The organism is Brakhagea slesvicensis (assembly GCF_052161625.1).
Classification (GTDB): domain Bacteria; phylum Planctomycetota; class Planctomycetia; order Pirellulales; family Pirellulaceae; genus JBKCUI01.
Window position 1 is genome coordinate 2,110,907 of the sequence record NZ_CP197412.1, and the last position, 11,851, is coordinate 2,122,757.

General features: G+C 56.2%; 11 protein-coding genes. 4 read left to right on the plus strand and 7 right to left on the minus strand.

What is annotated here, in order from left to right; all coding sequences use genetic code 11:
* Positions 1–6: 6 nt before the first annotated feature.
* Positions 7–792, minus strand: coding sequence for a PSP1 domain-containing protein (locus tag SH467x_RS08095; RefSeq protein WP_482370766.1), 786 nt, complete (start codon positions 790–792; stop codon positions 7–9).
* 218 nt (positions 793–1,010) lie between these two features.
* On the opposite strand from SH467x_RS08095, the gene SH467x_RS08100 reads away from it, so the two are divergent.
* Both SH467x_RS08100 and SH467x_RS08105 read left to right on the plus strand, forming a co-directional pair.
* A complete protein-coding gene (locus tag SH467x_RS08100) occupies positions 1,011–2,192 on the plus strand; it encodes a formylglycine-generating enzyme family protein (protein ID WP_482370767.1) in 1,182 nt (393 codons plus the stop codon).
* A 3-nt stretch (positions 2,193–2,195) separates the two neighbouring features.
* On the plus strand, positions 2,196–3,188 hold the full coding sequence (locus tag SH467x_RS08105; RefSeq protein WP_482370768.1) for a UbiA family prenyltransferase: 993 nt from the start codon (positions 2,196–2,198) through the stop codon (positions 3,186–3,188).
* 35 nt (positions 3,189–3,223) lie between these two features.
* Here the strand turns inward: SH467x_RS08105 and SH467x_RS08110 are convergent, their stop codons facing one another.
* The 3 genes from SH467x_RS08110 to SH467x_RS08120 all read right to left on the minus strand — a co-directional run bounded on the left by SH467x_RS08110 (position 3,224) and on the right by SH467x_RS08120 (position 5,837).
* The gene (locus SH467x_RS08110; protein ID WP_482370769.1) at positions 3,224–4,039 is read right to left on the minus strand and encodes a class I SAM-dependent methyltransferase; all 816 of its coding nucleotides are present in this window, start codon (positions 4,037–4,039) and stop codon (positions 3,224–3,226) included.
* Positions 4,036–4,926 (minus strand): serine/threonine protein kinase, encoded by an 891-nt coding sequence (locus SH467x_RS08115; RefSeq protein WP_482370770.1) that lies wholly within the window; start codon positions 4,924–4,926, stop codon positions 4,036–4,038. The genes SH467x_RS08110 and SH467x_RS08115 overlap by 4 nt, the downstream gene beginning before the upstream one ends.
* Positions 4,927–5,057: 131 nt before the next feature.
* On the minus strand, positions 5,058–5,837 hold the full coding sequence (locus SH467x_RS08120; protein WP_482370771.1) for an arginyltransferase: 780 nt from the start codon (positions 5,835–5,837) through the stop codon (positions 5,058–5,060).
* Between the two features lie 359 nt (positions 5,838–6,196).
* On the opposite strand from SH467x_RS08120, the gene SH467x_RS08125 reads away from it, so the two are divergent.
* A complete protein-coding gene (locus SH467x_RS08125) occupies positions 6,197–6,931 on the plus strand; it encodes a UvrB/UvrC motif-containing protein (RefSeq protein ID WP_482370772.1) in 735 nt (244 codons plus the stop codon).
* A 94-nt stretch (positions 6,932–7,025) separates the two neighbouring features.
* On the opposite strand, the gene SH467x_RS08130 is transcribed toward SH467x_RS08125, so the two are convergent.
* The 3 genes from SH467x_RS08130 to SH467x_RS08140 all read right to left on the minus strand — a co-directional run bounded on the left by SH467x_RS08130 (position 7,026) and on the right by SH467x_RS08140 (position 10,271).
* Positions 7,026–8,477 (minus strand): OprO/OprP family phosphate-selective porin, encoded by a 1,452-nt coding sequence (locus tag SH467x_RS08130; RefSeq protein WP_482370773.1) that lies wholly within the window; start codon positions 8,475–8,477, stop codon positions 7,026–7,028.
* Between the two features lie 227 nt (positions 8,478–8,704).
* Complete coding sequence (locus SH467x_RS08135; protein ID WP_482370774.1) at positions 8,705–9,538, minus strand: phytanoyl-CoA dioxygenase family protein; 834 nt, start codon at positions 9,536–9,538, stop codon at positions 8,705–8,707.
* Positions 9,539–9,566: 28 nt separating this feature from the next.
* Positions 9,567–10,271 (minus strand): GntR family transcriptional regulator, encoded by a 705-nt coding sequence (locus SH467x_RS08140; protein WP_482370775.1) that lies wholly within the window; start codon positions 10,269–10,271, stop codon positions 9,567–9,569.
* A gap of 186 nt (positions 10,272–10,457) precedes the next feature.
* Between SH467x_RS08140 and SH467x_RS08145 the strand changes: the two genes are divergently transcribed.
* On the plus strand, positions 10,458–11,756 hold the full coding sequence (locus SH467x_RS08145; RefSeq protein ID WP_482370776.1) for a hypothetical protein: 1,299 nt from the start codon (positions 10,458–10,460) through the stop codon (positions 11,754–11,756).
* The last annotated feature ends 95 nt before the right edge of the window (positions 11,757–11,851 follow it).

The following is an 11,851-nucleotide window of genomic DNA, read 5'->3' on the forward strand; positions in this document are numbered from 1 at the left end:
GCGAAATTAAAATTCTTGCCCACGCTTGAGCACGGTCAAGCACTCGGAGGCGGGAATCAGAAGACGGCGATTGTCTTCGGTTTGGATCAACAGCTGCTGGCTGAGAATCTCGACATTGAGAACCCGACTGCGGCCGTGGGGAGTGACGATCTCGCTACCAGCAGGAGGAATGGCAGCCGCCAGCTCCTCGTAGGTATCGTTTTCATAACGCAAACAGCATTTGAGCCTGCCGCATCGTCCCGAGATTTTATTGGGGTCCAAGGTCGCTTTTTGTAGCTTGGCCATGCGCATGGAAACCGGCGGCATCCCGTGAAGGTGGGTGTTGCAGCACACCGGTTTTCCACAATCACCGAAGTCAGCCAGCAGTTTCGCCTCGTCGCGCGCCCCGATCTGTCGCATTTCGATGCGAGTTTGGTACTCGCCGGAAAGGCGTTTGACCAGCTCTCGAAAATCGACGCGGTCCTCGGCCGTGTAGTAGATAATGATCTGCTCGCCACCGAAGATTCTCTCGACGTCCACGAGAGTCATCGGGAGTTTCATTTCCTGGATAAACCGTTTGCAAAGCTCGAAATCCTTGGAAATACGGCTCTCCAAGTGCCGGTAATCGTTTTCATCGGCAGGCGTCGAGTCCCGCTGGATGCTTCCCGAAGGTGGATCCTTCATCTGAGCGATGACCCGTTCCGTCGCCTCGCAAAGGACTTCGCCCCGTTCAAGCCCTCGATTGGTGCGTGCGATTACCATTCTGCCGCGAGGATGCTCGCTCTTCGAGCTCATCACGAACAGCGTTCTCATACGACCGCATCGAACAACAAAACGTGACATGGACACCTGGAAAAGGAGGTTGGGAGGAGACGATCAAGGCTCGGGGAGTGATCGATTGTACCCAATCGATCCCGACTGGGTGTAGACGAAACATCCAGGGAAACACTTCGTCGTTGATCATTCCTGCCCCGCGAGTTACCCTAGGAGGTTCGTTGCAGCGAGTCTTTCCCCATAGGCAAAGCAATTCCATGAATAAATTGACGGCAACTCTGTTTGCATCCCTCGCCTTGGCCTGTTCGATCTCCCGGGCCGAGACACCTTCTGCCGATGCCACCCTCGGCGTCAGCAAGACCAAACCGGCCTCGGGGCCTTTTGTCGAATTCGAGGGCGTTTTCTTGGTCCCCTACACGCACACCATCGAACGAACCAATATCTCGTTCGAGATGATCCCCATCCCAGGCGGAGAAGTGACCGTTGGATCTCCGGCCGCGGAAGAAGGCCGAACCGAAGACGAAGGTCCCCAATTCACCGTTCAAATTCCTCCGTTTTGGATGGCCAAAACCGAACTGACTTGGGGTGAGTACAAAACCTTCATGCGGAACTACGATCTGTTCAAGCGGCTTCGATCGGACAACATCCGGCTCGTCGACGAATCGAACAAAGCCGATGCGGTCACGGTTCCTACCCCTCTCTACGACCCGAGCCACACGTACGAACACGGAGAAGATAACCAGCAGCCCGCAGTCACCATGACCCAGTTCGCCGCAAAGCAATACACCAAGTGGCTCAGCGGCATCACCAAAGTCCAATACCGACTCCCTACCGAAGTCGAATGGGAGTACGCCGCCCGCGCCGGTTCGAAGACCGCCTACGCGTTCGGAGACGATCCAGCGGAACTCGAGAAATACGCAACCTTTAGCGATAACGCATCGAACGGTGCATCGAAGGTCGGTACGAAATTGCCGAACCCATTCGGCTTGCACGATATGCACGGGAACGTCTGGGAATGGACCATCGATCAGTTCACGCCCGATGGATACGGCGATCGCGGCGGTAAGAAACTTTCCTGGCAGGACGCTATCGGTTGGCCAACCCAGCCGGACTCGCGAGCCGCCCGTGGGGGTGGATGGGAAGATGCAGCCGATCGACTCCGTTCCGCAGCCCGATTAGGGTCCGTCGACGAAGATTGGAAATCGGAAGATCCAAACGTTCCGCTGAGCCCATGGTGGTACACCAGCGATCCAGCTCGCATGGTGGGTATGCGTTTGGTCCGCTCTGCAAAGGATCTCCCCAAAGACGTAATCGGTCGGTTCTGGGACGCGGACAACGAAGGTATCGACGAAGACGTACAGTTCCGGCTTCGAGAAGGACGCGGTGCTATCGGTCTGCCCGTACCAGAACTCATTCCCGAGTTCCAGAAGAGGCAGTAACGCATGGCTCGGTTTCGCGACTGGGCACAGCTCGTTCGCATTCCTAATACCTTGACCGCTAGCGCCGACGCGCTAGCGGGATTCTCCATTGTCGCCGGCGTCTGGCAATGGTCCGATACACCACGTCTGATCTTGATCTCCCTCGCCTCGATCGCGCTCTACTGGTCGGGGATGGTCCTGAATGATGTCAACGACATCGCAAAGGACAAACACGAGGGACGGAAGGGTCCTTTGGTCGACGACCGGATTTCGTGGAGCACGGCTCGGAAAGTGGGATGGGGTCTTCTGATGACTGGGATCCTTCTGGCGACCGCATCCGGATTCATAACAACAGGATGGACCGAAGAGAAGGGCAACCTTTCCGAACCATGGCGTGCGCTCTACCCAGCTGTGGGTTCAGTCCTCTTGGCGATTTGCATCGTGCTTTACGATAGCCCTTGCAAGAGCACCTTCCTCGGTCCTTGGATCATGGGTCTCTGCCGCGCATGCAATTTTGTTATGGGAATGGCCTTGGGTTGCACCATCGTACCGTCGTCAACCGTCGCTCTTTCGTTGCTTGGCCACGCCGCTTGGATGCTCCCCCTCGGACACGGTGTGTTTGTCGTGGGGCTGACCTTGGCAGCTCGAAAGGAAGCGAAGCTTTTTCAATCCAAGCCTCTTTTGGCAGCCAGTTGGTCTTTGAGCGTACTGGGCCTTGTGCTTCTCGCCATCGCGCCTTGGATGGTCGATTCAAGAACTTTTTTGCGGCTGGAGCCGGCGACCGGGTTTCCGATCTTGATCGCACTCCTCGCTGCCCCTTGGTTTTTAAGAGCCGTGCGATCGGTGCAAGCCGGGACTGTTCCGTCGTTGGTGGCTGCGATCAAACAAGCGATCCTTACGATCCTGTTTTTGGATGCAGCCATCGCGCTCCAATTCGCAGGCAACTCCGCCGGCTTGCTCGTCTGCTCCCTGGCCATCCCCACCTTCGCCCTCGGTCGCTGGTTCCGCATGACCTAGCCCCTATGGTTGAACCTGTCTCAGACCGAGATTCCTTAGGCGCTCAAAACCAGTCCGCTCGGCTTGGCCCTGCGCGCCTTAATACGAATATAGGGCGGTACAAAGCGAGCTCGATGAGCGGCCGTATCAAGTGCCGCCGATGGATTCGCATGCTCCGGTTCCGATAGGTCCTCGATATGCATTCCGCTGCGACAGATCCCTCCCAGAATCGACTCCAAGGAGTGCGCGTATTCTTGGGAGTGGGATTCGCGCAGCGAGCTGCTTTGCCCCGGCTCCACCTTCTTCGCGATGGCGCCCACCTCGGTTTCGACCCAGTAACGGCCCCGATCGGTCGACAGAGACGTCTGCAAATTGAACGGACTCTTGTGCTGAGAGATGTAGAGACCTCCTCCTCGAAGAACCCTCGCTACCTCCAGAAAGACCGAGCGAATGTCCTGCACATAGCAAGTGCTCACGGGATGAACGACGAGATCGAACTCGTTATCGCGCAGCATCGGCATCGACACCATCGACCCTGGAATCAGCCGGACATCGAAGCGGTGGCGATGGCACACGACCCGATCGAGTTCCAACATACCGTCGCTGATATCGACCACGGTAACCTTGGCCCCTGCCGCTGCGTACAATGCACTATGTCGACCGCCCCCCGCGGCGAGACATAAAACATTCCATCCTTGTATTGATCCTCCCAACCAGCCCCTTCCATCGACGACGGACAAAGGATTAGCAAGCTCCTCATCGCGTACCGGAGTAGCCAGGACATGTCCGGCGCGCGCCATGCGATTGTAGGCTTCCGCGTTGATCGACTCCGCTTCGGTGCGTCGATTGGTTTCTTCGAACGAAAGGCTCACGGCGACAGCTTCACCTGGCGGAGCTGCCGAAGCATGGTCTCCATGTCGGGGGTCCGCTGATCCACATTCGCCTTGATGGCGTTCATCACACAACTGGCCAAGGTCTTGTCCAAGTCAGGTTTCCATTCGGTGATTTCAATAGGTGGAGCCGTATCGTGTTGCAACGCCGCTTTGCCCGATGTGTCGGTCGTGTTCCAAGGCAGTTCAAATGTGATCAGCTGGTAGCAAGTGACACCGAAGGAAAAGATATCGACCCGTTTATCGGTCGCTCGCCGGCGCACGATCTCGGGGGCCATGTAAAGAGGAGTGCCGGTTCGATTACCGGGCACCATGAATGGTTTGGTGGCAGGAAGTGTCAGCCCGAAGTCGATCAGTTTGACGGTTTGGATATCGTTCGAACAGATGTAATTGCGAGGGCAAATGTCGCGGTGAATGAATTCCTTCTTGTGCACGTAGTCGAGGGCCTCTGCCATTTGCAGCATCAGATTCAGCCGCTTGCCCCGAAGCGATTCCTCCATCTTCTCTAGCACCAGGACTTGCAAGCCCGGACCGTCGACATATTCCATCACGATATAGGGCTGCCCCTTGGTCGTTAACCCAAACTCCAATGTCTTGGCGATGTTGGGGTGAACCATTTGCGAGCCGATCTGGCCTTCGGACGGTTTGTTCAAGCCCTTGAAGCGACTTTCAAAGAAGTCCACCTTGTCGATATCGCAGAGCTTGACACCGACGATGCGATTGTCGAAGTAGCGGTCTTTCGCGACGAAGAAATTGCTCATCGTGCCCGATACGGCGGACCGGATCCGTTCGAAGCGATCCCCTACGTCCACTCGTTTGCTCGATGCTGCTGCCTCGTTCTTTTTAAACAGCTTGTCGAAGAATCCCATAGGTATTGTTGAAGATGACGAGTAGTGCGAATCCGCGAGAAGAAGGACGAGACGAGCGGGTATGGCCAACATCGCAGCGCAGCCTTCCGAGGTGCTCTGCTGAAACCGATTCCAGTATAGCTCGCTCCCTATCAATCTGAATGGATATCAGTCCATTTGCCTTGGATCCAGCGCTGCTGTGGACGAAACCTCCCTTTGTAACTGAGATGGCGATTGGCGGCGACGTACATACCCAAGTAGACAAACTGTCTTTGCGTACGTTTACAGAATTCAATTTGTTTTAAGATCGCATAGGTCCCCAACGAAAGCTTGGTGTGCTCGGGCTCAAAATAGGTATAAACGGCCGAGACGGAATCTTTGCCACAATCGATCACGGAGATAGCAATCAAATTCCCGTCCAATCGGAATTGCATCTCGAGGGTATGTTCGCAGCAACTCTCCACAAGGAAACTTTCGTAATCGTCCAGCGCGTAAGGATTGTCGTCGGTCGCAAGATCCCGCTCTCTTCGATGCCGATTGAAGAGCGCTAACTTCTCTGGGGTCGTGCTAGCCGGCGTCAACGCGACTTCCAATGTTTTGTCCCCCCGATTGCGGATTCGGCGCCAGGAATCCGTCCACTCAAATCGGTTCACATCCACGCGGGACGGTTCGCAAGCTGAGCATTCTGCGCAAGCTGCATGGTAGAGAAATACACCCGCTCGGCGCATTCCCGCCGCGAGCAGGGCATCCAGTTGTTCGGGCGTTACCCGCTGCCGAGGCAATACAAGCGGCAAATTGGCTTGGCGATCGGGCAAGTAGGAGCAGGAATGGACGTTGGCGATCACCGAGGCGATCGGAACATCGCTCGGCACCGGCCCTCGATCCAACAGGGAGGGGGGAGCCGGGCGGTTCAAGCTGTCCGATGATTCCATCCCTTTTTCTCCCCACAAGTTTCCAGGTCCGCCCCCCGAAGCACGACAGTTTCTCCGAAGCACTACACGGCTTGAACGGCTCCCGTATGAATGGACGAGCTGCGGAGAATTGGCAGGGGCCAAAGAATTGGTAGGGAGATTGTGAAGAAAATTCCAATCGAGGTCTACTCTCGCTTCGGTTATTTGCAAACACTTCTAAGACGGCTTGCTTCGCGAAAATGAGTTCGATGTTATACTTGTTCGAAGTGGTCCGCCGACCTTTTCCGAGTACCACTGACATGAAACCTGATCCGAACAAGCTTGGAGCGAACGCGACGCCCGGAAGTAGCCTCCAGAGAAGAAAAGCGAGACAGCTCGAGATGAGTTCGTACAAGGGGCTCGATGCCATCCTACAGAACTGGGAATTTGATCCGCACACTCTCTGCGTTCGATTGGTGAAAGGGGACGACGGACGGGACGTTATCCAAATGCGAGTCGACCTTGGAGTCCTCCAGATGGAAACCAATGGACGCCCCGATGGCCTGCAACCCAGCGGCTTCCCCACTTTTCTCGATGCCATGCTCGCCGTCGAAACCAACGATCCCGACTTCGTCATGAACGAAGACCAATGCTTCGAGGCAGACCGCGAATTCGTTCAGTTCTATCACCGCCGTATCTCTTGGCTACGTCTCGAACACTACCACCGTGCAGTCGAGGACGCCGATCACACACTGGCTTTGATGGATGTCTGCCGTGACCACTCCCCCGAAGACGAATGGACAATGAGCCACGAACAGTACCGTCCGTTCGTGTTGTTCCATCGCACCCAAGCAGCCGCATTGGCCGCACTCGACGAGTCGACCCCCGACGCCGCTGTCACGGAAATCAATCAAGGCTTAGAGGCGATTCGCGCTGTATTCGAAGAACATGAAGCGACGGAAGACTTCGAAAACGACGAGATGGTCTTGCAACTGATCAAGCTTCGAGAATCGATTCGCGATGAGTATGCGGTAGGGGACTCACTTCAAGAAAGACTGGCTGCCGCCGTCCGCGACGAACAATACGAACTGGCCGCAAAGCTCCGCGACGAGCTGGCTCGCCGACAAGAGCACTAGTTTCGACGGAGGACTCGATTCATTCCACGGAGCTTGGGCCTCAACCGAGCAAGAGTCGCGACAGGCGATCCGGCGTCACAGCAGGCTAGATCGCCTACCAGTTGACGTCCCATCGCAAACCAACGATGTCCGATTCGGTTGCACCGAAGATCGCATCGTCGCTTGTCATCGGATGGATCCAATCCAACATCATCCGAACTCGGTCGCTCCAGTACCAGTTCACTCCGACACTCAAATCGTTGTATTGCCCCCGTTGGAGATTATTAAGATCTAGATGGGACCAACGGGCTTTGAGCTCCCAAGCCCCAGGCTGCCAAGCGCCAGGACGAACACTCAAGTTGCGCGTTGGCTTGTTTCTACCAAACTGAGGTCCATGCTGACCAAACTTCTCAAAGATCCGATTCTCGCCGGTCAAGAACCAGCTGACATGAACGTAGGCACCGTTCGCACTCCCCTCGGTCCCGTTGTTCATCGCAATACTCGACAGAAACGCTTCCGATTGAATCGTCACCCTTCCTATCACCACGGCACCTTCAAAGTTTCCGGTGGTATAGCGATCGGCGTCGAGAGCACCAGAATCGATGATGCGAGGGCCTTCGTTGATCTGGGGACGCGCACGGAATCGAACCACATCATCGCTATCATCGGTATGCAGGACACCTAGTCCAGTGTGAACCAAGAAGCGACCATCGCTCTCGTCATCGTAGTAAGGAAGAAAAGTGAGTCTTCCCGATAATCGATAGCCTTGATTGTCGTCGATCTTCTTCTTGGTCGACTCGCTCACGCTGTCGACGAACAACCCTGATGAAAACGTTAATCTGTCATCCCAAGCCGATTGGTAGAGCGCTATCCCTAACTCCCGATCCGCAGCAAAAACCGTCTGCGTCGGAATCGATCGCTCCAAAAAGATGTTGTTGGTGTCGTTCGTGACTTGCTCGAGACTGAATGGTACGAAGAAGTGACCGATGCGGAAGCGACCCAACAACGGAATCTCGTTCAAACTAAAATACGCATCCTTGACCAACCCCGTCGTCGTCAGCGAATTGTTGGTCTCCGAATCCGGCTCTAGCGTCATCTGAAGCCGGAAATCGTATTGATCGTACCCCTCTCCATTGGCCACCAACCGCAATCGCCGAAAGTTGGTGTAGTTCTGCGTAGCCGGTATCGCGGGATCGGCATCGGCCCAATAGATCGAATCCAACTGCATATGACCGCCCAAGCTCACCTTCCACTTATCCTCGGGCAACTTATCCTTCGCAGGTCCCTTGGACTCTTCCGGCTTGGCGGCGCTCGATGGCTTGCTAGACGAGGCCTTCTGCCCCGCTTCCAACTCCTTCACCCTCGCTTCCAACTGCTCCAACAAATCGCGCCATTCCCCCGGTTCAACCGCTGCGTCCGCTGCGAGCACCAGCGGAGGCTGAGACCCCTGAGCGACAACCCCCTCCTGACCGAAACCGTTCGATGCACCGCCGACGAAAAGAATCGCCGCCAGGAGAGCCCCAGAGCGCAATGGCGAAACGCATTTCCATCCCCAAACCTGATTCATTGCTAGCTCTCTTGGTGAACTCCCATCACGAAAGAGCTATCGGACACCCATCTCAACCGCTTCAACCAATCCAAACAGATCCGTCAACCTAACTGGCAAACCCCAGCCAAGAAGCCTCATCCCCCTAGACGACCGCAAATATCACGGTCATAGGTAACGGGTGCAGGTAACGGGCGCACGGGATTTCCACAGCACAGGATTCCACCGCATAGGATTCGACTCCGCGATCACGATGCGGCCGGACGGGGCAGATTGGTCCAATGCCCGCGAGGATCGGAACCTCGGACTTGAACCCCCTTTTCATTCCAGCCCAACGCAGCATGGACTTCCGCCGCGCAATACCGCAACGTCAGCGCGCAGCGACGACGATTCGAACGATTTACCTCGGAGCCGTGCAGGAGCAAATCGGCATGGATCGACGCCGAGCCAGCCGGCAGGGGATTCCAAACGATTTCTCCGAACTGCTCCGGATTATCGATGGTTTGGTTGAGCACGTTGTGATCATCCGAACTGCTCGGTCGATAAGTCATATGGCCGTGATGATGACTCCCTGCGATGAACTTCATGCAAGCGTTCTCTGGGTCGGCATCATCGATCGCCAACCACACGGTTACCGCTTTGGAAGGGGAAAGGGGCCAGTAACTTGCGTCTTGATGCCAAGCCACCGATTTGCCATCCCCCGGCATTTTGCAGAAGAAGTGGGACCCCCAACCAATCACGTCATCTCCCAGAAGATCGCTGACGTAATCCACAATCTTTCGATTCGTCAGAATATCGTAAACCGGTCCATACTTCATATGCGCGGAGCTGATGGAATAACTATCCCCACCCGCCTGAACGACCCGTTCCAGCAATCCATCAAAGTACGATCGAATCTCGGTGATCTCACTTGGCGAATAAACCTCGAGCGGTGTGACATATCCGGATCGATTGAAATGATCGACTTGCTCCAGCGTGAGCACCTTGGGATTGCGATTGGTGCTCGGATAGAACCGCAGATCCCGCTCGAGCGCTAGCAGTTCCGATTCGGTAGGAACGATGGCAAAGTTTTTCGTGTTCAAGGTGTAGGTCCTTTCAAGGGGAACATGACTAGACGGAAGAATCGATCGAAGAGGAATAGGCGTGTTCATTTCGTACCGCGCGCAACCAGTACTGCACCGAAGCGCGAATATGTCGAGACATAGCAGCCCTGGCTTGGGTCGCATCTCGCCGCAACAGCGCTTGGACAATGGCGAGATGCTCTTCCAGCTCTTCGCGGAGCCGGCTCCCATCCGGCCCCTCGGAGGCTTTCACCCACGACGCATCGCGAAGCGACCGAAAGAGTCGGGATAGCCTTTGCAATTCCCGCTCCAAGAAGGGATTTCCACAATGGTTTCGAATCAGCTCGTGCAACTTCGTATCCGCTGCACGCGCCTGCTTGATCGGCTTCGAACCCTTCTTCACTTTGGCATCGAGCTTGGCAAGCTCTCGTTCGAGCGATTGCAGGGATTCCAAAGGAATGCGAGAGGTTGCCCAGCGCGTCGCCTCGCACTCCAGCGATTTGCGAACTCGACAAACTCCCGAAATCTCGCGCCTCGTAAACCGATGAATCACCGCGCCACGATTGGGCAATAGATCAACCAGCCCTATACCAGCAAGCTCTGCGAGCGCCTCGCGCACGGGCGTCAGACTCACCCCGGTCGCGCTGGCGACCTCTTGCGCGACCAACCGATCCCCGCCCCCCAGTCCGCCCGATGCGATGCGATCCAACACCCAAGCCACCACTTGCTCGCGTTTGTCCCCGTGCACCGCCATGAACGCTCTCCATCCGACCGCATCGCCCCACAACCCATTTTATATACAATTTCGCCAGATTGTATACAATCTTCTCCGCTCTGTCCAGGTTGGCAATCCGCCCCCACCCGAGTAAGCTTGGACGGCATCCTCTCGCAACCATCATTCCCCCCTCCTTGGCGTGCTACCCCAACAAGGCTTCTGACGATGCCACAAACAAAGCGGCTTGGTTTGGTGCAACTATTTGTTCTTACTTCGATCGCGATGTGTACGGGCGCAATCGTTTGCGAAGGTCGTTGCGACGGCTCCGAACCCTTGACAGATCTTCGCGCTTTTCTGAAGCAACCTCGCGCATCGCGAGGGGATTTGGCCGAACAACCCTTCGCGACACAGCCCCTATCCCGAGAACAAGCGCAGTCCGCTGCCGAGCTTTTGATCGAGGACTGGAAGGAATCTCAGAGATCCGACCGAAAGCAGGAACTGGAGCAGCGGGAGATCAAGATCGGGGAGTGGTCGATGCCTTATCACGTCGAAGTCTTCGGCGAGGCACCTGCGACCGGCAGGAGTTTGACCATCTCCATGCACGGTGGTGGTGGCGCACCCAAACGGGTCAACGATCAGCAGTGGCAGAACCAAAAGAGGCTTTACCGCTTGGAGGAGGGCTTTTACGTCGCCCCGCGCGCTCCGGGCGACACATGGGACCTATGGCACCAACCGCAAGTCGACCTCCTCTTCTCCCGCTTGATCGAGAATTTCATCTTGATCGAGGGAGTGAACCCGGATCGCGTTTACTTGATGGGCTATTCGGCTGGGGGTGACGGCGTCTATCAGCTGGCACCGAGGATGGCAGATCGATTCGCGGCGGTGGCCATGATGGCGGGGCATCCGAACGAAACCAGTCCGTTGGGATTACGGAACTTGCCCTTCACCCTCCATATGGGAGAACTCGACAAAGCGTACGACCGCAACCGCATCGCCAAGGAATGGAAAGGCTTGCTGGAAGAGCTTCGCACGAACGACCCCGCCGGATACACACACTGGGTGAAGATCCATGAAGGGAAGGGGCACTGGATGGATCGCCAGGATGCCGAAGCGATTCCTTGGATGACCAAGCACAGCCGAACCATCACTCCGACGCGGATCGTCTGGAAGCAAGACGACGTTCTTACCAACCGCTTTTATTGGCTTGCGATCCCCGAAGGGACCCAGCCGGCCGACCGAGCGTTGATCACCGCGGACGTCCAATCCGACAATGCAGAACAGACCGTTCGTGTCCAAACCGACGACGTCGAAAGCCTTCTCGTTCGACTGCGCGATGACTTCGTCGACCTGAACAAGCCGATTACGGTGATCTGGAACGAACAGGAGATCTACCGCGGTCCGGTCGAGAGAAACATCCGCACGCTCTCGTCGACACTTCGAGAGCGATCGGACCCGCGAGCCCTTTTTAGCGCCGAGCTCAAGATCGCGAAGCCAGGCAAAACCGCGACGCCGAGCAACGAGTGAAAAAGCCTTGCAAGCCATGACGCGCCCCTGCGACAACGGGCTTCCGAGAGCCCTTGCAGGAGCTTCAGCGCGCGTCCTTGGGAGTTGACATATCA

What these genes read in the sequence shown, in the direction of transcription:
- SH467x_RS08140 (WP_482370775.1), bottom strand. Translation starts at nt 10,271, where the DNA reads ATGGCGGTGCACGGGGACAAACGCGAGCAAGTGGTGGCTTGGGTGTTG.
- SH467x_RS08105 (WP_482370768.1), top strand. Translation starts at nt 2,196, where the DNA reads ATGGCTCGGTTTCGCGACTGGGCACAGCTCGTTCGCATTCCTAATACC.
- SH467x_RS08115 (WP_482370770.1), bottom strand. Translation starts at nt 4,926, where the DNA reads ATGGGATTCTTCGACAAGCTGTTTAAAAAGAACGAGGCAGCAGCATCG.
- SH467x_RS08100 (WP_482370767.1), top strand. Translation starts at nt 1,011, where the DNA reads ATGAATAAATTGACGGCAACTCTGTTTGCATCCCTCGCCTTGGCCTGT.
- SH467x_RS08125 (WP_482370772.1), top strand. Translation starts at nt 6,197, where the DNA reads ATGAGTTCGTACAAGGGGCTCGATGCCATCCTACAGAACTGGGAATTT.
- SH467x_RS08120 (WP_482370771.1), bottom strand. Translation starts at nt 5,837, where the DNA reads ATGGAATCATCGGACAGCTTGAACCGCCCGGCTCCCCCCTCCCTGTTG.
- SH467x_RS08130 (WP_482370773.1), bottom strand. Translation starts at nt 8,477, where the DNA reads ATGAATCAGGTTTGGGGATGGAAATGCGTTTCGCCATTGCGCTCTGGG.
- SH467x_RS08095 (WP_482370766.1), bottom strand. Translation starts at nt 792, where the DNA reads ATGAGAACGCTGTTCGTGATGAGCTCGAAGAGCGAGCATCCTCGCGGC.
- SH467x_RS08145 (WP_482370776.1), top strand. Translation starts at nt 10,458, where the DNA reads ATGCCACAAACAAAGCGGCTTGGTTTGGTGCAACTATTTGTTCTTACT.